The sequence below is a fragment of the Streptomyces sp. NPDC048185 genome (assembly GCF_043202495.1).
In the GTDB taxonomy this organism is placed as follows: domain Bacteria; phylum Actinomycetota; class Actinomycetes; order Streptomycetales; family Streptomycetaceae; genus Streptomyces.
On the sequence record NZ_JBIDAN010000003.1, the window covers coordinates 658,399 to 681,482 of the forward strand.

20 protein-coding genes are annotated in these 23,084 nt (G+C 73.4%); 13 read left to right on the plus strand and 7 right to left on the minus strand.

Annotation, left to right across the window (positions count from 1 at the left end; all coding sequences use genetic code 11):
• Positions 1-2 precede the first annotated feature (2 nt).
• Positions 3-650: a phosphatase PAP2 family protein gene (locus ACGF3H_RS13585; protein WP_362490364.1), complete on the minus strand. Its 648-nt coding sequence runs from the start codon at positions 648-650 to the stop codon at positions 3-5.
• Positions 651-824: 174 nt separating this feature from the next.
• Between ACGF3H_RS13585 and ACGF3H_RS13590 the strand changes: the two genes are divergently transcribed.
• Entirely contained in the window at positions 825-1,664 is an 840-nt protein-coding gene (locus ACGF3H_RS13590; RefSeq protein ID WP_362490367.1) for a hypothetical protein, read from the plus strand.
• Positions 1,665-1,668: 4 nt separating this feature from the next.
• On the opposite strand, the gene disA is transcribed toward ACGF3H_RS13590, so the two are convergent.
• Together disA and radA are read right to left on the minus strand one after the other, a co-directional pair.
• The gene (gene disA / locus ACGF3H_RS13595; protein WP_077799043.1) at positions 1,669-2,793 is read right to left on the minus strand and encodes a DNA integrity scanning diadenylate cyclase DisA; all 1,125 of its coding nucleotides are present in this window, start codon (positions 2,791-2,793) and stop codon (positions 1,669-1,671) included.
• An 81-nt stretch (positions 2,794-2,874) separates the two neighbouring features.
• The gene (gene radA / locus ACGF3H_RS13600) at positions 2,875-4,284 is read right to left on the minus strand and encodes a DNA repair protein RadA (RefSeq protein ID WP_362490370.1); all 1,410 of its coding nucleotides are present in this window, start codon (positions 4,282-4,284) and stop codon (positions 2,875-2,877) included.
• A 738-nt stretch (positions 4,285-5,022) separates the two neighbouring features.
• Here radA and ACGF3H_RS13605 point away from each other — a divergent pair.
• On the plus strand, positions 5,023-6,798 hold the full coding sequence (locus ACGF3H_RS13605; protein ID WP_362500549.1) for a hypothetical protein: 1,776 nt from the start codon (positions 5,023-5,025) through the stop codon (positions 6,796-6,798).
• A gap of 8 nt (positions 6,799-6,806) precedes the next feature.
• On the opposite strand, the gene ACGF3H_RS13610 is transcribed toward ACGF3H_RS13605, so the two are convergent.
• On the minus strand, positions 6,807-7,610 hold the full coding sequence (locus ACGF3H_RS13610; protein ID WP_393816484.1) for a hypothetical protein: 804 nt from the start codon (positions 7,608-7,610) through the stop codon (positions 6,807-6,809).
• A 140-nt stretch (positions 7,611-7,750) separates the two neighbouring features.
• On the opposite strand from ACGF3H_RS13610, the gene ACGF3H_RS13615 reads away from it, so the two are divergent.
• The 4 genes from ACGF3H_RS13615 to ilvD all read left to right on the plus strand — a co-directional run bounded on the left by ACGF3H_RS13615 (position 7,751) and on the right by ilvD (position 12,827).
• Entirely contained in the window at positions 7,751-8,683 is a 933-nt protein-coding gene (locus ACGF3H_RS13615) for a Ppx/GppA phosphatase family protein (protein WP_362500547.1), read from the plus strand.
• Positions 8,684-9,318: 635 nt separating this feature from the next.
• Positions 9,319-10,158, plus strand: coding sequence for a sugar phosphate isomerase/epimerase (locus ACGF3H_RS13620; protein ID WP_362500546.1), 840 nt, complete (start codon positions 9,319-9,321; stop codon positions 10,156-10,158).
• The gene (locus ACGF3H_RS13625) at positions 10,155-10,838 is read left to right on the plus strand and encodes a TetR family transcriptional regulator (protein ID WP_362500545.1); all 684 of its coding nucleotides are present in this window, start codon (positions 10,155-10,157) and stop codon (positions 10,836-10,838) included. The genes ACGF3H_RS13620 and ACGF3H_RS13625 overlap by 4 nt, the downstream gene beginning before the upstream one ends.
• Positions 10,839-10,973: 135 nt before the next feature.
• Complete coding sequence (ilvD, locus tag ACGF3H_RS13630) at positions 10,974-12,827, plus strand: dihydroxy-acid dehydratase (protein ID WP_362500544.1); 1,854 nt, start codon at positions 10,974-10,976, stop codon at positions 12,825-12,827.
• A 22-nt stretch (positions 12,828-12,849) separates the two neighbouring features.
• Here ilvD and ACGF3H_RS13635 read toward each other — a convergent pair whose 3' ends face one another.
• Positions 12,850-14,982, minus strand: a complete 2,133-nt coding sequence (locus tag ACGF3H_RS13635) for a serine/threonine-protein kinase (protein ID WP_362500543.1) — start codon at positions 14,980-14,982, stop codon at positions 12,850-12,852.
• Between the two features lie 194 nt (positions 14,983-15,176).
• Between ACGF3H_RS13635 and ACGF3H_RS13640 the strand changes: the two genes are divergently transcribed.
• From ACGF3H_RS13640 to proC, 6 genes are all read left to right on the plus strand, one after another.
• On the plus strand, positions 15,177-15,503 hold the full coding sequence (locus tag ACGF3H_RS13640; protein ID WP_362500542.1) for an SH3 domain-containing protein: 327 nt from the start codon (positions 15,177-15,179) through the stop codon (positions 15,501-15,503).
• 43 nt (positions 15,504-15,546) lie between these two features.
• Positions 15,547-16,068, plus strand: a complete 522-nt coding sequence (locus ACGF3H_RS13645; RefSeq protein WP_362500541.1) for an EamA/RhaT family transporter — start codon at positions 15,547-15,549, stop codon at positions 16,066-16,068.
• A gap of 297 nt (positions 16,069-16,365) precedes the next feature.
• Positions 16,366-17,157 (plus strand): class I SAM-dependent methyltransferase, encoded by a 792-nt coding sequence (locus ACGF3H_RS13650; RefSeq protein WP_362500540.1) that lies wholly within the window; start codon positions 16,366-16,368, stop codon positions 17,155-17,157.
• A 32-nt stretch (positions 17,158-17,189) separates the two neighbouring features.
• Positions 17,190-18,044 carry an ABC transporter ATP-binding protein gene (locus tag ACGF3H_RS13655; RefSeq protein WP_362500539.1) on the plus strand — a complete coding sequence of 285 codons (855 nt, stop codon included), beginning with the start codon at positions 17,190-17,192 and terminating at the stop codon, positions 18,042-18,044.
• Positions 18,041-18,835 carry an ABC transporter permease gene (locus tag ACGF3H_RS13660; protein WP_362500538.1) on the plus strand — a complete coding sequence of 265 codons (795 nt, stop codon included), beginning with the start codon at positions 18,041-18,043 and terminating at the stop codon, positions 18,833-18,835. Before ACGF3H_RS13655 ends, ACGF3H_RS13660 begins: the two co-directional genes overlap by 4 nt.
• A gap of 121 nt (positions 18,836-18,956) precedes the next feature.
• On the plus strand, positions 18,957-19,769 hold the full coding sequence (gene proC / locus ACGF3H_RS13665) for a pyrroline-5-carboxylate reductase (protein WP_362500537.1): 813 nt from the start codon (positions 18,957-18,959) through the stop codon (positions 19,767-19,769).
• A gap of 29 nt (positions 19,770-19,798) precedes the next feature.
• Here the strand turns inward: proC and ACGF3H_RS13670 are convergent, their stop codons facing one another.
• Complete coding sequence (locus ACGF3H_RS13670) at positions 19,799-20,383, minus strand: cysteine hydrolase family protein (RefSeq protein WP_362500536.1); 585 nt, start codon at positions 20,381-20,383, stop codon at positions 19,799-19,801.
• 75 nt (positions 20,384-20,458) lie between these two features.
• On the opposite strand from ACGF3H_RS13670, the gene ACGF3H_RS13675 reads away from it, so the two are divergent.
• Positions 20,459-21,475: a helix-turn-helix domain-containing protein gene (locus tag ACGF3H_RS13675; protein ID WP_362500535.1), complete on the plus strand. Its 1,017-nt coding sequence runs from the start codon at positions 20,459-20,461 to the stop codon at positions 21,473-21,475.
• On the opposite strand, the gene trpS is transcribed toward ACGF3H_RS13675, so the two are convergent.
• Complete coding sequence (trpS, locus tag ACGF3H_RS13680) at positions 21,415-22,440, minus strand: tryptophan--tRNA ligase (RefSeq protein ID WP_362500534.1); 1,026 nt, start codon at positions 22,438-22,440, stop codon at positions 21,415-21,417. The two genes, ACGF3H_RS13675 and trpS, sit on opposite strands and share 61 nt — an antisense overlap.
• Between the last annotated feature and the right edge of the window lie 644 nt (positions 22,441-23,084).

Sequence of the window (23,084 nt, forward strand, 5' to 3'; positions counted from 1 at the left end):
CCTCACGGCCGCCGGTGCGTGGCGACGTAGGCCGCCGCGGGCGCGGTGGCCGCGCCCGGCCCGGCGAGCCACCGGACGGCGGGCGCGGACGAGGAGCGCAGGGCGCCGGCCAGCGCCGTCGCCGGGCGGGTGCCCAGCCGCACGGCGACGACGGCCACGACGGCGCCCAACAGCAGCCCGGCGGCGACGTCGTGCGGATAGTGGACGCCGACGAAGACCCGGGAGAAGGCCATCAGGAGGGCGAGGGGCGCCGTCAGCAGGACGAGCGCACGCCGGACGAGGGCCAGGGCGACGGCCGCGGCACCCGCGATGGTGGCGTGATTGCTGGGAAAGGACCAGTCACCACTGGCCGGGCACTCGGCCAGCGACGCGACGGCCCCGGTGACCGCCCGGCACGGACGCTCCTCGGTGAGACCGGACTTGAGCGCCTCACTGCACACGTACGCCACAGCCGTGGCCACGGGTGCAAGGACCGCGATCGCGAACGCCCGCGAGCTGCCGCGCCGCGCCCGCCACCACGCGGTGACGAACAGCACGGCGAACAGCAGGAGTCCGGCCTCCGTCCACACCTCCGCCATGTGCTGTACCCATGAAGGTGTGTCGTGGGCAAAACCGGTGATGTCACGGTAGAGCTCGTCGTCGAAGGTCATGCTCACGGACGGTAGGCGCTCCGACAGTACGGTCACACCCTGCGATCGGCACGTGCGGCACCTGACGATCGACAGGGGTGCCGGGGACGTCTCCGGAATGATGATCCGGAAAAGTTGTGGCCCGAGCGGCGGGTGCGACAGGGGAACGCGTCGATCTCTCGTACAGTTTGCGCCGTGGGATCTCTGCGCAATCCGGTCGGGCCGCTTCCCTCCTCCATCTACTGGCGACGGAGGGCCGTACTGCTGTCCGTGTTCGCCCTGTTGGCACTGCTGGTCACGTGGATCGTGGTGGCCGGCGGCGGGGGCGGCGGAAAGGGCCACGACGACGGCGCCGACGGCAAGCACCCCGCACCGTCGATCACTCCGGGCCCTTCGGGATCCGGGCCGGCGATCAGTCAGGCGCCGGGCGGGCGCGACGAGTCGGGCGGCGGGGACTCCAGCGGGTCGGGCTCCGGGTCGGGCTCGGGGTCGGGCTCCGGTGCGGGCGACGGTTCCGGTGACGGCTCCGGCGAGGCCGGCGGGGACGGTTCCGGCGGATCGAGCGGTTCGGGTTCCGGTGGTCCGGCGACCGGTGTCGGTGCGGGCGACGCGCTGCCCGCCGGGTCGAGCCTGCCGGACTGCACCGCGAACGCGGTCAAGCTGAGCGTGCGCAGCGTCCGCAACGCCTACTCGCCCGGGCAGACTCCCACCTTCGAAGTGACCGCCCGGAACACCTCCGGCGGCGACTGCAAGATCGACCTCGGCCCGAAGCACGCCGTGCTGACGATCACTCCGGCGAGCGGTGACGACGCGTACTGGTCCTCCGCCGACTGCCCCAAGGGCTCGGGGAGCCTCTCGTACCGGGTGGCCGCCGACAGCGGCATCACCTCCACCGTGAAGTGGGACCGCAAGCCGAGCGCCCCCGAGTGCGGGACGCCCCCGGCCGGTTCGGCCGGGGCGGGGACGTACCTGGTGGAGGCGAAGGCCGCCGGATTCGGCAAGGTGCAGACGTCCTTCGTGCTGAAGAACGACTGACGCGTCAGACGTAGCGCTCCAGGATCGACGACTCCGCCAGACGCGACAGGCCCTCCCGGACACTGCGCGCCCGCGCCTCGCCGACGCCGTCCACCGTCTGCAGGTCGTCCACGCTCGCGGCGAGCAGCTTCTGCAGCCCGCCGAAGTGCTCCACCAGCCGGTCGATGATCGCGCCGGGCAGCCGCGGCACCTTCGCCAGCAGCCGGAAGCCGCGCGGTGACACCGCGGAGTCCAGTGTCTCCGGGGAGCCGGTGTACCCCAAGGCGCGGGCCACCGTGGAGAGTTCGAGCAGCTCCGCATGGCTGAGCTTGTCCAGCTCGGCCAGCGCCTCGTCGACCGTACGGGACCGCTTCGCCGTCGGCTCGGGAACGTAGTCCCGCACGACCAGCTCACGCTCCGGCTCCACTCCGGCGATCAACTCGTCGAGCTGGAGTGCCAGCAGCCGCCCGTCGGTGCCCAGCTCCACCACGTACTCGGCGATCTCGGTGGCGATCCGGCGCACCATCTCCAGCCGCTGCGAGACCGCCGAGACGTCCCGCACCGTCACCAGGTCCTCGATCTCCAGCGCCGACAGCGTGCCCGCGACCTCGTCGAGCCGCAGCTTGTACCGCTCCAGCGTGGCCAGCGCCTGATTGGCCCGGGACAGGATCGCGGCGGAGTCCTCCAGAACCCGCCGCTGCCCGTCCACGTACAGGGCGATCAGCCGCATGGACTGCGACACGGAGACGACGGGGAAGCCGACCTGCTTGCTGACCCGGTCCGCCGTACGGTGCCGGGTGCCGGTCTCCTCGGTGGGGATCGTCGGGTCCGGCAGGAGCTGCACGCCCGCCCGCAGGATCTTCGACAGGTCCGAGGACAGCACGATGCCGCCGTCGAGCTTGCACAGCTCGCGCAGGCGGGTCGCGGTGAACTCGACGTCCAGCACGAAACCGCCGGTGCACATCGACTCGACGGTCTTGTCGGAGCCGAGCACGATCAGTCCGCCGGTGTTGCCGCGAAGGACCCGCTCGAGGCCGTCACGCAGGAGCGTGCCGGGCGCCACGGCGCTCAGCGAGGCGCGCATCAGGCCATCGGCACCGGCACTCCCACCGGATTTTCCGGGAGCTGCTGCCCGGTCGTTGGCTGCCACTGCACTCCTCCGGTCGCAGGTTCTTCGGGCGCTGCCGTGTCGCACACTCGGTCGTACGGACGGGCGAGACCAGGGCAAAGTCTACCGGCGGTCCTCCTCCTCCCGTGGGGCCTCTCGCCGACGGGAGCGCGGAAGGACCCGCAGGGCGTCCCCCATGTCCGCGACTTCCAGGACCTTCATGCCGTCAGGGACCCTGCCCGGATCGGTCGGTACCAGGGCATGGGTGAATCCCAGCCGGTGCGCCTCGGCGAGCCTTCGCTGCACGCCCGTGACCCGTCTCACCTCGCCGGCGAGACCCACTTCGCCGATCGCGACGAGGTTCTTGGGGAGCGGGGTGTCGCTGGCGGCCGACGCGAGGGCGAGCGCGATGGCGAGGTCGGCGGCCGGCTCGGAGAGCTTCACCCCACCGACCGTCGCGCTGTAGATGTCCCTTTTGCCCAGCGCGCTGATCCGGCCCCGCTGCTCCAGCACGGCCAGCATCATCGACACCCGGGACGTCTCCAGACCGGACGTGGTGCGCCGCGGGGAGGGAATCTGCGAGTCGACGGTGAGCGCCTGCACCTCGGCCACCAGCGGCCGGCGCCCCTCCAGGGTGACGGTCAGACAGGTGCCGGGCACGGGCTCGGCACGACGCGTGAGGAACAGCCCGCTGGGGTCGGCGAGGCCGGTGATGCCCTCGTCGTGCAGCTCGAAGCAGCCGACCTCGTCCGTCGTCCCGTACCGGTTCTTGACGCCCCGCACCAGGCGCAGCCGCGCGTGCCGGTCGCCCTCGAAATGCAGGACGACGTCCACGAGGTGCTCCAGCAGCCGGGGCCCGGCGATGGCGCCGTCCTTGGTGACGTGGCCCACCAGCAGGGTGGACATGCCGCGCTCCTTGGAGGCGCGGATGAGAGCACCGGCCACTTCCCGCACCTGCGCCATGCCACCGGGGGCGCCGTCGATCTCGGGGGAGGCCACCGTCTGCACGGAGTCGAGGATCAGCAGCGACGGCTCGACCGCGTCCAGGTGCCCCAGCACCGCCGCGAGGTCGGTCTCCGCGGTGAGGTACAGATGGTCGTCGATGGCCTTGATCCGGTCGGCACGCAGCCGCACCTGGCTGGCCGACTCCTCACCCGTGACGTAGAGGGTCTTGTGCTTCTCGCTGGCCGACTTGGCCGCGACGTCGAGCAGCAGCGTGGACTTGCCGACGCCGGGCTCGCCCGCGACGAGCACCACGGCGCCCGGCACCAGTCCGCCGCCGAGCACCCGGTCCAGCTCGGGCACGCCGGTCGGGCGGGCGGTCGCCTGACGGCCGTCGACCTGACCGATGGGCAGCGCGGAGGTGGTGACGCGGCCCGGCGTCGTCGTACGGACCGCGGGCGCGCCGTACTCCTCGACCGTGCCCCAGGCCTGGCACTCGGGGCAGCGGCCGAGCCACTTGGCCGTCTGCCAGCCGCATTCGGTGCAGCGGTAGGACGGTCGGTCCTTGGTGGTCTTCGTACGGGCAGCCATGGCACGACGGTAACCGGCCCCACCGACAACGCGTCGCGGGCGGGTGCTCCAGGGGCCGGGCCGCGCGGCCCGGCGCTGCCGGGGTGCCCGGCGTGGACGGGGGTGGGCCGCGTAACCCGGCGCCGTGGAGGCGCCCGGCGTTGAGGTGGGCCGGGGGTGGGTCGCGGTACCCGGCGCTGTCGGGGTGCCGCTGCGCCCACCCGTGCCGCCCCAGCGGCACGACTGCCCGCAGCTGGGGCGGGACGGGCGGCAGCCCGCAGCTGGGGCGGGACGGCGGACCGGACCGCAGCCGGATGGGGGTGACGGCGGTCAGCCGCGTTCGGCGGGAAGGGGACGTGTCGGGGGGTGTCCGCCCGCAGCGGTTGGCGCGTCGACGCCCCGCCTGTTGGTCAGTCCCCGATTCCGCGCCGTTCCGAGGACGGACACCCCCCGGCGCGGCCCCGACCCACAGACCACGCACCGCGCTACGCGCACCCCCACCGAACCCGCACAGGCCGCCGCAGGCACCCCGCACCCCCACCGAACCCGCACAGGCCGCCGCAGGCACCCCGCACCACCGCCGGAGGCACCGGCACCCCCCACCCCCCACCGGAGGCACCCGAACGGGCCGTTCCACCCCGGCCCGGCCACGGAACAACAGGCCCCTGTCCCCTTACGAGGGATCGTTTCACCCGTACGGATTAAAAGTGTCCAACGCGCCAGTTCGCGCCACCCATGGCCGCCTACGGTCACCGGGTGATGAGGACCAGTCCGGAGACCACGACCCGCACGACCGGCACCCACCGGGCACACCGGGAAGCGCGTGACCGCGCGGCGGCGCGCACGCTGGCGCAGCGGCCGCCCACGCGCTACGAGGCCTACCTGGACGGCCTGTTCACCTACTGCCTGTCCGTCCTGTGCGACCACGACACCGCGACCGCCGCCCTGGGCGACGTCCTGGTGCTCGCCGAGCGCCGCGACCACCGCGGCCCCGACGCCGAGGACCGCCGCGCCTGGCTGTATGCACTGGCCCGCTGGGCCTGTCTGCGCAAGCTGGCCGAGGCCAAGCAGAAACGTCCGGGCAGCCACGCGGCCGGCCGCCCGGCGGCGGACCGTACGGGCCGCGCCCGGCACCGCCCGGCGCAGCAGTCCACGCCGCCCTCCGCGAACCCGACCCCGGCCCCGCCCCCGTCCGGCGAGGAGCAGGAGCGCCGCCGCCGCGAACTCGCCCTGCTGGCCTGGCCGGAGGCCGCCGGCACGACCCCGGAGCAGCGCGAGGCCCTCGAACTCGCGGTACGCCATCACCTCGCCGCCCACGAGGTCGCCGCCGTGCTCGGCATGGACCTCGCCGCCGCCCGCGACCTGCTCGCCGCGGCCGCCTGCGAGGTCGAACGCACCCGCGCGGCCCTGGCGGTCGTCGAGACCGGCGCCTGCCGGGGCGTGTCCCGCCTCACCGGCGAGAACCGCTTCGTGCTCAGCGCCGCCCTGCGCCGCGAACTGGTCCGGCACGTCGACGACTGCCCGCGCTGCCGCCGCGCCGCCGAGCGCGCGATTCCCGGCCGCTGGCCCGGCACCGCCGTCACCCCCGCCGAACTGCCGGTCCTGGAGGCCCCGCGCGCGGCGCTGCACGTCGCCATGGCCCACGGCCCCCGCACGCGGGGCGCGGCACCGCGTTTCGACCGGCGCGGCTTCCCGATGGACCCGAAGGACCGCGCGGCCCGCCGGGACCGCCTGCGGGCCCGCGCCGTCACCACCACGGTCGTCGCCACGGTCGTCGCGGCCCCCGTGCTGGCCCTGTGGGCGGCGTATCGCGGCACCCCGGTCGGCGAGGGCCAGGACGGCCGCTCGGCCAGCGCCACCGAGGCGCAGGGCCCCGACGGCCTGAACGGCGGCTCAGCGGACGGCGACGGCTACGGCTACGAGAACGCCGGCAACGCGAGCAGCACGCCCGGCACCCGCTTCGGCAAGGACGGCAAGGCCGACGTCTCCGTGGAGGTCGTCAGCGTCTCCGGCGCGGGTGCCAAGGGCGCCGGCCGCCTCGACGTGACGGCGGGGAACCACGGCGACACCACGCTGGTCACCCTGGCCGCGACCGGCGACGCACCGGTGCGCTGGTCCGCCTCCACCAGCGCCCCCTGGCTCTACCTGAGCCAGTCCTCGGGGACGCTCCGCCCCGGCGAGGTGCTGACGATCAGGGTGTACGTCGACCATCTGCGCGAGCCGTCCGGCCCCTGGAGCGCCAAGGTCGCCGTCTCGCCGGCAGGTGCCGTCGTCTCCATCCACGGCTACGGCACCGCGCCGAGCCCGTCCCGCCCGGACCCGCGCCCGAGCACGCCCGACGACGCGTCGTCCCCGCCCGCCCCGGACCCGTCGACGTCGACCCCGGCACCGCCCGACCCCACGCCGACCGTCGACCCGACGCCCACGTCACCGGGCCCGGACCCGACGCCCACCGAACCGGACCCGACCGGCGGCACGGGCAGCTCGTCACCGACGCCCGACGGCGGCGGCGACCCGAGCCCGGTCACCTCCTGACCGTCGCCTCAGCGGGTCGCCGGGTCCGCCGGGTGCGGTGCCACCAAGGGCAGCTGCGACGCCAGCCGTGCCTCGCACAGCTCCACCAGCCGGTCGTAGCCCGCCTTGCCCATCAGCTCGATCAGCTCCGGCCGATAGCTGACGTACACCGGGTCGCCCGCGCCGTGCGCGGAGGTCGCCGACGTGCACCACCAGTGCAGGTCGTGCCCGCCGGGCCCCCAGCCGCGCCGGTCGTACTCACCGATCGACACCTGGAGGACGCGGGTGTCGTCGGGCCGGTCGATCCACTCGTACGTCCGCCGCACCGGCAGCTGCCAGCACACGTCCGGTTTGGTCTCCAGCGGCTCCCTGCCCTCCCGCAGCGCGAGGATGTGCAGCGAGCAGCCCGCGCCGCCTTCGAAGCCGGGCCGGTTCTGGAAGATGCACGAGCCCTGGAAGGGGCGGGTCTGCCGGGAGCCCTCGTCGTCCTCGGAGACCCAGCCGTTCCGGGTGCCCTCGGCGTGGTGCTGCCAGATGTCCGGCGTGAGCCTCGCCACGTGCTCGGCGACCCGCTGCTCGTCGTCCTCGTCGGAGAAGTGCGCGCCCAGCGAGCAGCACCCGTCGTCCGCGCGGCCCGCCTGGATGCCCTGGCAGCCGCTGCCGAAGATGCAGTTCCAGCGGGAGGTCAGCCAGGTCAGATCGCAGCGGAAGACCTGCTCGTCGTCCGCCGGGTCCGGGAACTCGACCCACGCCCGCGGGAAGTCGAGGCCCTTCTCGTCGTCGGGCGCGGGACCCGCCGGAGAGACCCCGATGACCCCGGCGGCCTCGCTCAGCCCGCCCTTCTTGCCCTGCTTGTCCCTCTTGGGCGACTTTTCGTCCTTCGCCTTTTTCGTCTTTGGCACGGCTCCAGGGTAAGACGCCGGGGCCGGACGACGGCACCGCTGTCCGCCCCGTCGGCAGTAGCGTTCCCTCCATGAGACTCGGTGTCCTCGACGTGGGTTCGAACACGGTGCATCTGCTGGTGGTCGACGCACACCCCGGCGCACGGCCGCTGCCCGCGCACTCGCACAAGGCGGAGCTGCGCCTCGCCCAACTCCTCGACGACGAGGGTGCCATCGGACCCGAGGGCGTGGACCGGCTGATCACGGTCGTCCACGAGGCGCTCCAGGCCGCCGAGGACAAGGGCGTCGAGGACCTCCTGCCCTTCGCCACCTCCGCGGTGCGCGAGGCACGCAACGCCGACGACGTCCTCGCGCGCGTACGCGACGAGACCGGCGTCGAGCTCGCGGTGCTCAGCGGCGCCGAGGAGGCCCGGCTCACGTTCCTCGCCGTCCGCCGCTGGTTCGGCTGGTCGGCGGGCAAGCTGCTGGTCCTCGACATCGGCGGCGGCTCCCTGGAGGTCGCGTACGGCATCGACGAGGAGCCGGACACGGCCGTGTCGCTGCCGCTCGGCGCGGGCCGGCTGACCGCCGGCTGGCTGCCCGGCGACCCGCCGGACCCGGACGACGTCCGGGCGCTGCGCCGCCACGTCCGTACGGAGATCGCCCGCACGGTCGGCGAGTTCAGCCGTTTCGGCGCCCCCGACCACGTGGTCGCCACCTCCAAGACCTTCCGGCAGCTGGCCCGCATCGCGGGCGCCGCCCGCTCGGCGGAGGGCCTCTACGTCCAGCGCGAGCTGAAACGTGCCTCACTGGAGGCCTGGGTGCCCCGCCTGGGCGCCATGACCGCCGCCGAGCGCGCCGAGCTCCCCGGCGTCTCCGAGGGCCGCGCGAGCCAGCTCCTGGCCGGCGCCCTGGTCGCCGAGGCCGCGATGGACCTCTTCCACGTGGAGAGCCTGGAGATCTGCCCCTGGGCCCTCAGAGAGGGCGTCATCCTCCGCAGACTGGACCACATGGACCAGACCTGACGAGCCCGCCTCCCCTGGGGCGGCTCCCACCGAGCCCGCCTCCCCTGGGGCGGCTCCCGCCGAGCCCGCCTCCCCTGGGGCGGCTCCCGCCGAGACCGCCTCCCCTGGGGCGGCTCCCGCCGAGGAGCCACCTGCCTGGGGCGGCTCCCGCCGAGGAGCCACCTGCCTGGGGCGGCTCCCGCCGAGACCGCCTCCCCTGGGGCCTCCCGCCGAGGCCACCTCCCCTGGGGCCTCCCGCCGAGGCCACCCGCCTGGGGCCGCTCTCGCCGAGGAGCCACTTGCCTGGGGCGGCTCCCGTCGAGACCGCCTCCCCTGGAGCCGCTCCCACCGCGGCTGCCCCTCGCCCGGAGTCGCTGCCGGAAGGCCGTCTCGCTTGGGGGCGCTCCCGTCCGGGGTTCCTCCCTGTCGGAGCCGCTCGGTCCGGATTCCCGCCGAGGCCGCTCCCGCCGAGGCCACCCGCCGGGGGCCGCTCCCGCCCGCAAACGGCCCCCGCCGCTCCCGCCCGCAAACCGCCCCCGCCCCCGCCCGTACGCGCCCCGTACCCTCGCCCGCTCCCGCCCCGCGGCTATGGCACTCGCCACAACGCCCCCCACGCCCCCCGCACCCTCCGACCGCCACCCCGTAACCTGGCCCCCGTGGCAGAACCAAGGGACGTAGTCCGCATCCCGGACGCGAAGGTCGCCCTGTCGACGGCTTCCGTCTACCCGGAGTCGACGGCGACGGCCTTCGAGATCGCCGCGCGCCTCGGGTACGACGGTGTCGAGGTCATGGTGTGGACCGATCCGGTCAGCCAGGACATCGAGGCCCTGCGCCGGCTCAGCGACTACCACCGGATGCCGATCCTGGCCGTGCACGCGCCCTGCCTGCTCATCACCCAGCGGGTCTGGTCCACCGACCCCTGGACCAAGCTCCAGCGCGCCCAGGCGGCCGCCGAGAAGCTGGGCGCGAGCACCGTCGTCGTGCACCCTCCGTTCCGCTGGCAGCGCCAGTACGCCCGGGACTTCGTCAGCGGCATCTGGCGGATGGCGAACGAGACGGACGTACGGTTCGCGGTCGAGAACATGTACCCCTGGCGCTACCGGGACCGCGAGATGCTGGCCTACGCGCCCGACTGGGACGTGACGAAGGAGGACTACCGTCACTTCACGATCGACCTCAGTCACGCCGCCACGGCCCGCACCGACACCCTCGGCATGATCGAGCGGATGGGCGACCGCCTCGGCCACGTCCACCTCGCCGACGGCAAGGGCTCCGCCAAGGACGAACACCTCGTTCCGGGCCGCGGCGACCAGCCCTGCGCCGAGGTGCTGGAGAGCCTCGCGCACACCGGTTTCGACGGCCATGTCGTCATCGAGGTCAACACCCGTCGCGCCATGTCCAGCGCCGAACGTGAGGCCGACCTGGCCGAGGCGCTGGCCTTCACGCGCCTGCACCTGGCGTCGGCCTCCTCGACGGCGAGGTCGCCCCGGCCGTGAGCGACGCCACCGAGAGAACCCCAGGCGCCTCCGGCGGCCCCGACGCCCCCGCCCCCGACGCCCCCGGCACCCCCAGCCCGGGCACCCCCGCCCGCCGCCGCGGCCGCCCGCCGCGCACCGAGTCCGCCGGCACCCGCGACCGCATCCTCGCCGTGGCCCGCGAGGAGTTCTCCGAGCGGGGTTACGAGAAGACCTCCGTGCGCGGCATCGCCAAGGCGGCGGGCGTGGACTCCGCGCTCGTGCACCACTACTTCGGCACCAAGGAACAGGTCTTCGAGGCGGCGATCGAGGTCGCCTTCGCCCCCGCCCTCGATGCCCCCGAGGCGCTCGGCGACGGCCCGCTGGACGGGGTCGGCGAGCGCCTGACCCGCTTCATCCTGGGCCTCTGGGAGAACCCCGGCACCCGCGCGCCGCTACTGGCCATCATCCGCTCGGCCGTGAACAACGACACCGCCGCCGCCGTCTTCCGCCGGCTGGTCGCCGCCCAGCTGCTGCGCCGCATCGCCGAACGGCTGGACCTGCCGGACGCGGAGCTGCGCGCCGAGCTGGCGGCGGCCCAGCTGGTGGGGTGCGCGATGCTCCGGTACGTGATCAAGGTGGAGCCGCTGGCGTCGGCGGACCCCGAGCGGATCGTCGCGCGGCTCGCGCCGGTCGTGCAGAACCACCTCACCGGCCCCTGAGAGCCCCCGGTGGCGAGACAGCCGTCCCGCATTCCGGACACCTTGTCCCGGTCCCTGGATGACCGGCGTACGCTCGTCGACAGTCAGAAAACTGTCAGCGTTTCCTGACAGAACTCTCCGAAGGAGCGAGCGACGATGCCCGAGCTGAGGTCCCGCACAGTCACCCACGGCCGCAACATGGCGGGCGCCCGCGCCCTTATGCGTGCCTCCGGTGTACCCGGCGCGGACATCGGGCGGAAGCCGATCATCGCGATCGCCAACAGCTTCACGGAGTTCGTGCCGGGCCACACGCACCTCGCCCCGGTGGGCCGGATCGTCAGCGAGGCCGTCGTCGCGGCCGGCGGCATCCCGCGCGAGTTCAACACGATCGCCGTCGACGACGGCATCGCCATGGGGCACGGCGGCATGCTCTACTCCCTGCCCTCCCGCGACCTGATCGCGGACAGCGTGGAGTACATGGTCGAGGCCCACTGCGCCGACGCCCTGATCTGCATCTCCAACTGCGACAAGATCACCCCGGGCATGCTCAACGCCGCCCTGCGGCTGAACATCCCGACGGTCTTCGTCTCCGGCGGCCCGATGGAGTCCGGCCGGGCCACCCTGGTCGACGGCACGGTCCGCACGCTCGACCTGGTCGACGCGATGTCCGACGCCGTGAACGACAAGATCTCCGACGAGGACATGCTCCGCATCGAGGAGAACGCCTGTCCGACCTGCGGCTCCTGTTCCGGCATGTTCACCGCCAACTCGATGAACTGCCTGACCGAGGCCATCGGCCTGTCCCTGCCCGGCAACGGCTCGGTCCTGGCCACCCACACCGCGCGCAAGCAGCTCTACGTCGACGCCGCGCGCACCGTGATGGACCTGGTCCACCGCTACTACGAGCAGGACGACGACTCGGCCCTGCCGCGCAACATCGCGACCTTCCAGGCGTTCGAGAACGCCATGGCCCTCGACATCGCGATGGGCGGCTCCACCAACACGATCCTGCACCTGCTGGCCGCCGCCCAGGAGGCCGGCGTGCCCTTCGGCCTGGAGCAGATCGACGCCGTCTCGCGCCGGGTGCCGTGCCTGGCGAAGGTCGCGCCGAACGTCGCCAAGGACCGCACGTACTACATGGAGGACGTGCACCGGGCCGGCGGCATCCCCGCCCTCCTCGGCGAGCTGCACCGCGCCGGCCTGCTGAACGAGGACGTCCACTCGGTCCACAGCCCGTCCCTGGCCGACTGGCTGAAGACCTGGGACGTGCGCGGCGGCTCCCCGTCGCCCGAGGCCGTCGAGCTGTGGCACGCGGCGCCCGGCTGCGTCCGCACCGCCGAGGCCTTCTCCCAGTCCGAGCGCTGGGAGGCGCTGGACACCGACGCCGAGGGCGGCTGCATCCGCTCGGCCGAGCACGCCTACTCCAAGGACGGCGGCCTCGCGGTCCTCAAGGGCAACCTGGCCGTCGACGGCTGTGTCGTGAAGACCGCCGGCGTCGACGAGTCCATCTGGACCTTCGAGGGCCCCGCGGTGGTCTGCGAGTCGCAGGAGGAGGCCGTCCAGAAGATCCTCACCCAGCAGGTCAAGGAGGGCGACGTCGTCGTCATCCGCTACGAGGGCCCCAAGGGCGGCCCCGGCATGCAGGAGATGCTCTACCCGACCTCGTACCTGAAGGGCCGGGGCCTCGGCAAGGCGTGCGCACTGGTCACCGACGGCCGGTTCTCCGGCGGCACGTCCGGCCTGTCCATCGGCCACGCCTCCCCGGAGGCCGCCTCGGGCGGCACCATCGCCCTCGTCGAGGACGGCGACCGCATCCGCATCGACATCCCGAACCGCTCCATCGAGCTGCTGGTCGACGACGCCGAGCTGGCCCGCCGCGAGCAGGCCCTGAACGGCGTGTACGCCCCGAAGAACCGCGAGCGCAAGGTCTCCGCGGCCCTGAGGGCGTACGCCGCGATGGCGACGAGCGCCGACAAGGGCGCCGTGCGTGACGTGAGCAAGCTGGGCTGACCGAGGGCCCGCGGGACCCCGGCTACCAGGCGGCCGGGTCCCGCCCGTCCACGCCGAACACGGTCCCGTCCGGCGCACCGGCGTAGACGTGCCCGCCCGCGAGCACCGGCGCCGGCAGCGAGGCGGGCACGCGGTCGGAGTCGGCCCCGAACCTCGGCGTCGTCTGCCCGAGCAGCTTGCCCGTGCGGGCGTCGACCCCGAGGAGCCGCCCGTCGGGGGCGGTGACGTACACGTGCCGTCCGTCGGAGACGGGGGCCGAGCCCCGGCTCACCCCGGTCTCCAGCCGCCACCCCTGTTTCCCGGACGCCATGTCGACGGCCACCAGCGAGCCGCCCGCGCCCATCAGGTGCACGGTGTCCCCGCGCACCCCGGCCTGGGCCTCGGCGACCGGGACGTCCAGCGTCACCCGGCGGGTCGCCCCGCCGGCGGGCGTGTAGCGCACCACGGCGGTCGCGTCCCCGTAGGTCTCGCCACCGACCAGGAAGTACACGGACCCGTCCGCCGCACCCACCGGCGTCACCGTGCCCTCCAGATCGGCGTCCCACCGCACGTCCCCGGTGGCCGGGTCCACCGCGGTCACCCGGGTCCGGGACCCGTCGTCCGACACGGTCGCCGCGTAGGCCGTCGCGTCCCCGGCGAACGAGGTGAAGTACGGCACGGCCTGTCCGGCGATCCGGTGCGACCACGTGATCTCGCCCGAGGTGCCGTCCACGCCGGTGACCCGCCCGTCGGCCGCGGTGAGCAGGATCATGCCGCCCGCGCACCGCAGCCCGTTGTACTCGGGCATCCCCTTGTGCCACGCCACCTCGCCGGTGGCGGGGTCGAGCGCCTCCAGGTCACCGATCAGGCCCACTTCGGGCTGCACGAGACCGCCCGTCAGGACAGGCGGTTCGCTCCGCGTCGCCTCCTCGACCTCGTGCCGCCACAGCGTGCGGCCGTCGGCCGGATCGAGGGCGTAGACCGTCCCGGGCCGCCCGCACACCAGCTTGCCCGCCCCGTAGGAGCACTGGGGCATGCCGCCCCCCGAGGCCGCCTCCGACTCCCATGCGCCGAAGCCGGACGCGTCCTGCGCGACGGCGGTCTGCCGTGCCGGCTCGGAGCCGCCGGACCACTGGAGCGAGGCGAGCCCGCCGAGCACGGCGAGGCAGAGCACCCCGGCGACCAGCGCCGTCCGCCGGCCGAGGCGGCGCGCGGGCCGCACCGGGGACTCGGCCGCCGCGGACTCGGCCGAATCGGACTCGGCCGCCGGAGGCGCCGGCGTCCCGGTCCCCGGCCCGTCCGCCTCCTCGGTGCGCGGTGCCCGCAGGAAGGTCTGGGTGTCGTACGACGCCGCCACCGACCGCAGCTGCCGCATCAGCTCGTCCGGCGTGGGCCGGTCGTCCGGCTCCTTGGCCAGGCACCGCAGCACCAGTGGCGCGAGCGTCTCCGGCACGCCCGTCAGGTCGGGCTCGTCGTGCACGACCTGGTAGGCGACGACGTACGGGCTGTCCGAGTCGAAGGGCCCGCGCCCGGTCGCCGCGTGCACCATCAGCGAGCCGAGGGCGAAGACGTCCGCCGCGGGACCCACCTCCCGGGGCCTGCGGAACTGCTCGGGCGCCATGAACGGGGGCGTGCCGATCAGCTTCCCGGTCTCGGTCCGCAGTTCGCTGTCCTTCGGCCGGGAGATGCCGAAGTCGATGACCTTCGGGCCGTCCTCGGCGAGCAGCACGTTGCTCGGTTTCAGGTCCCGGTGCACGACCCCGACCCGGTGGATGTCCCGCAGCGCCTCGGCGAGCCCGGCCATCAGCCGGCGCAACTGCGCGGGGTCCATGGGCCCGTTCCGCTTCACCTGCTCCGAGAGGGTCGGCCCGGGGATGAACAGGGTGGCCATCCAGGGCCGTCCGGCCTCCGGGTCGGCGTCCACGACCGGCGCGGTGAAGGCACCGCTCACCCGCCGCGCCGCGGCCACCTCCTGCCGGAACCTCCCCCGGAACTCGGGGTCTTCGGCATAGCGGGCGTGGACGACCTTCACCGCCAGCTTCATCCCGGAGGTGCTGCGGGCCACGTGCACGACGCCCATGCCGCCCGATCCCAGACAGGACTCCAGACGGTAGTGACCGGCATATTCCGGAAGTTCCGCTTCCGCGCCCGCTCCGTCGTACTCCCGTGGCGCCATGGGACCACCCCCGTACTGTTCCTCAGCGCGCGCGACGCTCGGAGCCTAGTCGATGACGCGTACGGGGCCGAGGCGGCTTGCTAGCCTCCGCGTGCGAGTCGTGAACTCGCGTGTGGCGGCTCGTTCCGGACAGCTCGTCACAGCGGAATCGACAGGACGCCGCGGCACGCGCGGGGTCCGACGGGGGAGAACACATGACTGTCGGCCATGTCGACCATCTGGAAGAGACCGGCGGCGGCACGGAAGCCGTCGCGGCGACGGCGACCGCCGCGGCCGTCTCGTACTACCCGGTCGCGCCGGGCGTCCGGCTCAACGTCCGCAGTGGCCCGGGCACCGGCTACGGCATCGTGCGGGTCCTGGCGGAGGGGGCCCGCGTCGCCATCCACTGCCAGACGCCGGGGACGAGGGTGACGGGTCCGTACGGCACCAGCACCATCTGGGACAACATAGGCAACGGCTACGTCTCCGACACGTACGTGCGCACCGGCAGCGACGGCTACGTCGCGTCCCGCTGCTCCTGAGCCCGCCCGGGGCCCGCGGCACCTCCGGCGCCATAATCGTTCCGTGAGCGCAGAGAACGGCACGAACGGCAATCCGGACACCCCCGCGGGCCCCACACCCCCGGCCGGGCCCCGACCCGAACCCCTCCGGTTCTTCGGCACGACCTGGGTGCACCACGACAACGGCTACGCCGCCCGCCGGGCCGGCCTGGCCGTCGGCTCCCTCGCCGTCGCGGCCGCCGCCTGCTTCGTCCTCCGCGTCGCCTACGAGGGCCTCCAGATCGCCGACATCGGCGGTTTCGTGTCGCTGCTGATGGTCGTGATGTTCGCGGTCTGCAGCGCCCTGGCCTTCCGGCACACCTGGTCCGGCTTCAGCAGCCGCCCCGACCCCGACCGCCAGTCCTCCCTGCGCGGCCTGCTCACCATCGGCTTCGTCGGCACGCTCCTGGCCTACTTCCTCCGCACCTTCACCGAGGCCCCGGGCGAGAAGCTGCACCGCACCGAGTACGACAGGGCCCGCGAGGAGTACGAGAAGCGCACCACGCGCCGCTCCCGCAACCCGTCGAAGAAGCGCCGCCGCTCCTAGGCCGCGCCCACACAGTCCCTCCTGCCCCACGACGCCTGCCACGCACGCCCGCCGCACGGGTCGACGCCCGGCGTAGACCCAGTACGAGAGACTCCCCCCCCGGCACGCCGAGAGCACGCACCGGACGCGAGCCCGCCCCCCCCCTCGAGCGGACGGAGGGACGTCACAAACACGACCGGGGCCGCGCCCGCACACCGCACGCACCGACCGGCCCCTGCCCCGCCCGCCGGACCCCCGGCGCCGGCCCGCCTCGGGAAAGGCCCCGTCGCCCCGCGGCCACCCGGTCACCATGGCCGCATGACGACACCGAGCGCCCACCCGCCGGCCGACCACGCCGCCCGCGCCCACTCCTTCAACGCGGCCGCGGCCCAGTACGCCGCCAACCGCCCCTCCTACCCGCCCGCCCTCTTCGACGCGATCGAGGAACTGTCCGGCCGCCCCCTGGCCGGCTCGCGCGTCGCGGACATCGGCGCCGGCACGGGCATCGCCACCGCCCGCCTGCTCGAGCGCGGCGCCGACGTGATCGCCGTCGAGCCCGGCGAGGGCATGGCGGCCGAGTTCCGCCGGGGCCTTCCCGGCGTGCCGCTGGTCCGTGGCAACGGCAACGCCCTTCCCCTCGCCGACCACTGCCTCGACCTCCTCACCTGCGCCCAGGCGTGGCACTGGACCGACCCCGCCCGGTCGGTGCCGGAGGCGCTGCGCGTGCTGCGTCCGGGCGGGGCGCTGGCGCTGTGGTGGAACGCCGAGGCCCTCGACGTGCCGTGGACGGCCGAGGCGGCCGAGCGCACGCGGCGGCAGTTCGGCCTGAACGTCTCCGCCGAGAAACGGAACGTGGACGCCCGCGCCGCCGACCCCTCCGGCCGTCTGGCCTTCACCCGCCGCACGATCCGCTGGAGCCGCCGCGTCCCGCTGGACACGCACCTGGCCAACATCGCCAGCCACTCCGTCTTCCTCACGCACGGCGAGGAACGCGGCGCGGCCTTCCTGGCCGAGGAGCGGGAGCACCTGCGGGCCGTCTTCCCGGACGGGATCGTCGAGGAGACGTACGACGTGATCCTGCTGCTCGCCAGGACCCCCTCGACCGCTTGACGCGACGGGACTGCGGGAGCACTATTCATCGCATGATGAATTACTCGCCCCACCCTCCCGACGACCAGGCGACAGCCGTAGACGGCGCCGCCCGGGGCCGGACGGCCACCGGCGACCGGACGGCCGCCCCCGCCGTCCACGCCGAGGACCTCACCGTCGCCCGCGGCTCCCGCACCGTCCTGCGCGGCCTCGGCTTCACCGTCCCGCGCGGCCGGATCACCGGCCTCCTCGGCCCCTCCGGCTGCGGCAAGTCCACGCTCATGCGCGCGATCGCCGGCACCCAGGCCAAGGTCACCGGCACCCTGGACGTCCTCGGCCGGCCCGCCGGCCACCCCGCCCTGCGCACCCGCATCGGCTACGTCACCCAGGCCCCGTCCGTCTTCGACGACCTCACCGTCCGCCAGAACCTCGACTACTTCGCCGCGATCCTCGACCCCGGCCGCGCCTCCGCCGACCGCCGCCGCGACACCGTCACCCGGGCCATCGCCGACGTCGACCTCACCACTCGCGCCGACGCCCTGGCCGGCAACCTCTCCGGCGGCCAGCGCAGCCGCGTCTCCCTCGCCGTGGCCCTGCTCGGCACCCCCGAGCTCCTCGTCCTCGACGAACCGACGGTCGGTCTCGACCCGGTGCTCCGCCGCGACCTGTGGACCCTGTTCCACTCCCTCGCCGCCGACCGCGGCACCACCCTCCTCGTCTCCTCCCACGTCATGGACGAGGCCGAGCGCTGCCACCGCCTCCTCCTGCTGCGCGAGGGCACGCTCCTCGCCGACGACACCCCCGACGCCCTGCGCACCCGCACGGACGCCGAAACGGTCGAGGAGGCCTTCCTGCACCTGGTGGACGAGGCCACGGCAGCGGCCCGCACGAAGGAGACCACGCGATGACCACCACGACCCCCACCACCGCGGCCGCACTCCGCCCGGCCCCCACCCACCCCCTCAACCTCTCCCGCACCACGGCCACCGCCACCCGCGTCCTGCGGCAGCTCGCCCACGACCCCCGCACGATCGCGCTGCTGCTCCTGATCCCCTGCCTGATGCTGTTCCTGCTGCGCTACGTCTTCGACGGCAGCCCGCGCACCTTCGACGACATCGGCGCCTCCCTGCTCGGGATCTTCCCGCTGATCACGATGTTCCTGGTCACGTCCATCGCGACCCTGCGCGAGCGCACCTCGGGCACCCTCGAACGCCTCCTCGCCATGCCGCTCGGCAAGGGCGACCTCATCGCCGGCTACGCCCTCGCCTTCGGCGCCCTCGCGATCGTCCAGTCGGCCCTGGCGACGGGTCTGGCGGTCTGGTTCCTCGGCCTCGACGTGACCGGCAGCCCCTGGCTCCTCCTCCTGGTCGCCCTGCTCGACGCCCTCCTGGGCACCGCACTCGGCCTCTTCGTCTCGGCCTTCGCGGCCTCGGAATTCCAGGCGGTCCAGTTCATGCCGGCAGTGATCTTCCCCCAGCTCCTCCTCTGCGGCCTCTTCACTCCCCGCGACCGCATGCACCCGGCCCTGGAGGCCGTCTCCGACGTCCTGCCGATGTCCTACGCGGTCGACGGCATGAACGAGGTCCTGCGCCACACCGACATCACCGCCGCCTTCGTCCGCGACGCCCTGATCGTCGCGGGCTGCGCCTTCCTGGTCCTCGCCCTGGGCGCGGCGACCCTGAAACGCCGGACGGCGTAGTCCCGCCCGTCCGGCGCCCCGTCCCGCGGACTGGACGCGGCGCCCCACCCGCCCTCCCGAGTGCGAGGATGGCGACGACGGACGCACACCCCAGACAGGGCACCGGAGGGCACCGAAACCCATGACCCAGAAAGTCGCAGTCCTCGGCACCGGCAAGATCGGCGAAGCCCTGCTCAGCGGGATGATCGGCTCGGGCTGGTCCCCCGCCGACCTCCTGGTCACCGCCCGCCGCCCGGAACGCGCCGAAGAACTCCGCACCCGCCACGGAGTCACCCCCGTCACCAACGCCGAGGCCGCCAAGACCGCCGACACCCTGATCCTCACGGTCAAGCCGCAGGACATGGGCACCCTCCTCGACGAACTCGCCCCGCACATCCCCGCCGACCGCCTGATCATCAGCGGCGCCGCGGGCATCCCGACCTCCTTCTTCGAGGACCGCCTCGCGGCCGGCACCCCGGTGGTCCGCGTCATGACGAACACCCCCGCCCTCGTGGACGAGGCCATGTCCGTCATCTCCGCCGGCACCCACGCCACGGCCGCCCACCTCGCCCACGCGGAGGAGATCTTCGGCGCCGTCGGCAAGACGCTCCGCGTCCCCGAGAACCAGCAGGACGCCTGCACCGCCCTCTCCGGCTCCGGCCCGGCCTACTTCTTCTACCTGGTCGAAGCCATGACCGACGCCGGCATCCTCCTCGGCCTGCCCCGCGACAAGGCCCACGACCTGATCGTCCAGTCCGCGATCGGCGCCGCCAAGATGCTCCGCGACAGCGGCGAACACCCGGTCAAGCTCCGCGAGAACGTCACGTCACCCGCCGGCACCACCATCAACGCCATCCGCGAACTCGAGAACCACGGCGTCCGAGCGGCCCTCATCGCCGCCCTGGAAGCCGCCCGCGACCGCAGCCGCGAACTCGCCTCCGGCACCAAGGACTGACGCCCCGGTGAGCCCTCCCCGCGGGGGGCTCACTCCGCCGCGGCCACCACGTCCCCCGTCGTCACCACCCGCGCGAACCCGCCCCCGTGCAGCGACACCGCCGACGCCCGCGCCAGCTCGTCCGCGCTCTGCCGCCAGCCGAAGGGCCCCTCCAGGTCGAAGGTGTACGTCGCGTCGAAGGCGACCAGCACGTCGTACCCGAGGTTCCCGCCCATCCGAGCCGTCGTCTCGACACACATGTTCGTCTGGATCCCGGCCAGCACCACCTGCGACACCTCCCGCTCCCGCAGCCACGCGCCCAGGTCCGGCGTTCCGAGGAAGGCCGAGTTCACGGTCTTCGTCACCAGCAGCTCCGCCCCGCCCCCCTTGCCGCGCCGCTGCTCCACGTACTCCTTGAAGCCGTTGCCCTCGTACCCCGTCCGCAACGGCGACCCCGGCTTGACCGAGTCGTGCCGCACAAAGACGACCGGCCGCCCGGTCGACTGCCATACGTCGACGAGGGCGGCGATGTTGTCGTCCGCCGCCGGGTTGTTGCGCGTCCCCCAGAAGCCGATCTCCTCGAAACCCTTCTGCACGTCCACGACCACCAGCGCTGCGTTCTCTGCGATGTCCATGCCCACGATCGTGCCGCCGGACAGCCGCACTCCCCAGAGGCGCAGAAGTCAGCGATCGATGGTTTACTGCCACCCATGGCAGCACAGGCCGGCGACCAGGCCCCGTACCGCGTCGCCCTCGTCGCCTTCCCCGGTATCCGGGCCTTCGACGTCTCCGTCATCACCGAGGTCTGGGGCACCGACCGCACCGACCGCGGCGCCCCCGCCTTCGACCTGCGCCGCGTCGCCGCCGACGGCACCGCCACCGTCCCGATGCGCGGCGGCCTCGCCCTCCAGCCCGACAGGCCCCTCGACTGGCTGGACCACGCCGACCTCGTCGTGGTCCCCGGCCTCGACGACCACCTCACCCCGGCCCCCGCCCCGGTCCTCGACGCCCTCCGCCGCGCCCACACCCGCGGCACCACCGTCGCCGCCCTGTGCGGCGGCGCGTTCACCCTCGCCCAGGCGGGCCTGCTCGACGGCCGCCGCGCCATCACCCACTGGCGGCTGACCGACCTCCTGCGCACCCACCACCCCCGGGTCACCGTCGTCCCCGACGCCCTCTTCATCGAGGACGACAACCTCTGGACCGCGGCCGGCACCGCGGCCGGCATCGACCTCTGCCTCCACCTGGTCCGCCTGGCCCACGGCGCCGAGGCCGCCGCCACCATCGCCCGCTCGATGGTCACCGCCCCCTTCCGGACAGGCACCCAGGCCCAGTTCATCGAGCACCCCACCCAGCGCACCGACCGGGACGCCGACGCCCTCGCCGCCGTCCGCGAGCACGCCCTGCGCCATCTCCACGAGCCCTTGACCGTCGCCGACCTGGCCGCCGGCGCCGGTATGTCCCCCCGCTCCTTCGCCCGCCACTTCACGGCGGCCACCGGCACCACCCCGCTGCGCTGGCTCCTCGACCAGCGCATAGCCGCAGCCCAGAAACTCCTGGAACGCACCGACCTCCCCATGCCCGAGATCGCCCGCCGGGCCGGCTTCGGCAGCGAGGTCACGATGCGCCAGCACTTCGCGTCGCGCCTCGCCACCAGCCCCCGCGCCTACCGGGCCGCGTTCACCACGGTCTCCGGCACCAGCGGCAACAGCCCGATCGCGCGATAAGCGGCGTCCACGGTCGGCCGAGCCATCGCCCGCGCCTTCTCCGCACCCACCCGCAGCACCCCCTCCACGTAACCGGGATCCGCGCACAGCTCCCGGTGCCGCTCCCGCACCGGCCGCAGCACCTCCACCACGGCCTCCGCGACGTCCTTCTTCAGCGCGCCGTACGAGTCGTACGCCCGTGCCAGTTCCGCCGGCACCCCACCGGTGCACGCGGCGAGGATCTCCAGCAGGTTCGCGAGCCCCGGCCGGGCCTCCCGGTCGTACACGACCTCGCGCCCGCTGTCGGTCACCGCCCGCATGACCTTCTTCCGCACCACGTCCGGCTCGTCCAGCACATAGACGATCCCCGGCCCGACGTCGTCGCTCTTGCCCATCTTCGACGCCGGCTCCTGCAGATTCATGACACGGGCGGCAACCGCCGGGTTCGTCGCCCTGGGCACCACGAACGTCTGCCCGTACCGCTGGTTGAACCGCACCGCGAGATCCCGGGCCAGCTCCACATGCTGCGTCTGGTCGTGCCCCACCGGCACCTCGTCCGTCCCGTACGCCAGGATGTCGGCCGCCATCAGCACGGGATACGTCAGCAGCGACAACCGCACGCTCCCGCCCCGCTCCCGCTCGCGGACGGCCTTCTCCTTGTACTGGATCATCCGGCGCATCTCACCGTCCGTGGCGACGCACTCCAGGAGGTACGACAGCCGTGCGTGTTCGTCCACATGACTCTGGACGAACACGGTGCACGACTCCGGCTCGAGCCCCGCCGCCAGCAGCAGTGACGCCGCCTGCCGGCTCAGCCGTCGCACCCGAGCCGGATCGTGGTCGACGGTCAGCGCGTGCAGATCGACGACGCAGAACAGCGCGTCCGACCGATGCTGGTCCTCCGCGGCCCACTGCCGCATGGCTCCCAGGTAGTTCCCCAGGGTCAAGTGCCCGGTCGGCTTGACCCCACTGAAGACCCGCGTCATCTCTCCACCTCCTGCTCAGGGCCGCCGCCACCCGCCGGCCGCCCCTCCAGGAGGGAGATACGAGAACGGCCGCCGAAGCGGCGGCCGTCGAGTGCGTACGTGAGCGCGGCCGCCGTCAGGCGGCCCACCAGAACTGGTTGCACGTACGCGTCATCACGCCCCACACGCTACGCGGTGGACGATCGCCCCGCCACGGAGTTGACACGGCATGCCCCCATCCGTAGTGTTCTCCGAGTTGTCCGACGTGAGCGCCGACTTCGGTCGGTCCCCGGACAGCGATTCCGCAAGTACCAACCACTTCTCGACGACAGTCGCGCTGTCGGCGTCGTCGTGTCATTGGCGCGCGTATTTTCGGAATGAGGAATCCACGTTCGAAAGGACGCGGCCCCCGATTAGCTCGGGAGTCGGGAATCCGCTAGAGTCTCACTCGTCGGAACGGCCCAACAGCCGGGAAGACACCCCCCTCTGACGGGGAATCAGGGCCCGAAAGGATCTGATAGAGTCGGAACCGCCGGAAAGGGAAACGCGAAAGCGGGAACCTGGAAAGCGCCGAGGAAATCGGATCGGAAAACGATCTGATAGAGTCGGAAACGCAAGACCGAAGGGAAGCGCCCGGAGGAAAGCCCGAGAGGGTGAGTACAAAG

Bases quoted from the DNA above. Each gene is read 5' to 3' on its own strand.
- ACGF3H_RS13585 (WP_362490364.1), bottom strand. From the start codon at position 650: ATGACCTTCGACGACGAGCTCTACCGTGACATCACCGGTTTTGCCCAC.
- radA (WP_362490370.1), bottom strand. From the start codon at position 4,284: ATGGCTGCCCGTACGAAGACCACCAAGGACCGACCGTCCTACCGCTGC.
- ACGF3H_RS13605 (WP_362500549.1), top strand. From the start codon at position 5,023: ATGAGGACCAGTCCGGAGACCACGACCCGCACGACCGGCACCCACCGG.
- ACGF3H_RS13615 (WP_362500547.1), top strand. From the start codon at position 7,751: ATGAGACTCGGTGTCCTCGACGTGGGTTCGAACACGGTGCATCTGCTG.
- ilvD (WP_362500544.1), top strand. From the start codon at position 10,974: ATGCCCGAGCTGAGGTCCCGCACAGTCACCCACGGCCGCAACATGGCG.
- ACGF3H_RS13635 (WP_362500543.1), bottom strand. From the start codon at position 14,982: ATGGCGCCACGGGAGTACGACGGAGCGGGCGCGGAAGCGGAACTTCCG.
- ACGF3H_RS13640 (WP_362500542.1), top strand. From the start codon at position 15,177: ATGACTGTCGGCCATGTCGACCATCTGGAAGAGACCGGCGGCGGCACG.
- ACGF3H_RS13650 (WP_362500540.1), top strand. From the start codon at position 16,366: ATGACGACACCGAGCGCCCACCCGCCGGCCGACCACGCCGCCCGCGCC.
- ACGF3H_RS13655 (WP_362500539.1), top strand. From the start codon at position 17,190: ATGATGAATTACTCGCCCCACCCTCCCGACGACCAGGCGACAGCCGTA.
- ACGF3H_RS13660 (WP_362500538.1), top strand. From the start codon at position 18,041: ATGACCACCACGACCCCCACCACCGCGGCCGCACTCCGCCCGGCCCCC.
- proC (WP_362500537.1), top strand. From the start codon at position 18,957: ATGACCCAGAAAGTCGCAGTCCTCGGCACCGGCAAGATCGGCGAAGCC.
- ACGF3H_RS13670 (WP_362500536.1), bottom strand. From the start codon at position 20,383: ATGGACATCGCAGAGAACGCAGCGCTGGTGGTCGTGGACGTGCAGAAG.
- ACGF3H_RS13675 (WP_362500535.1), top strand. From the start codon at position 20,459: ATGGCAGCACAGGCCGGCGACCAGGCCCCGTACCGCGTCGCCCTCGTC.
- trpS (WP_362500534.1), bottom strand. From the start codon at position 22,440: ATGACGCGGGTCTTCAGTGGGGTCAAGCCGACCGGGCACTTGACCCTG.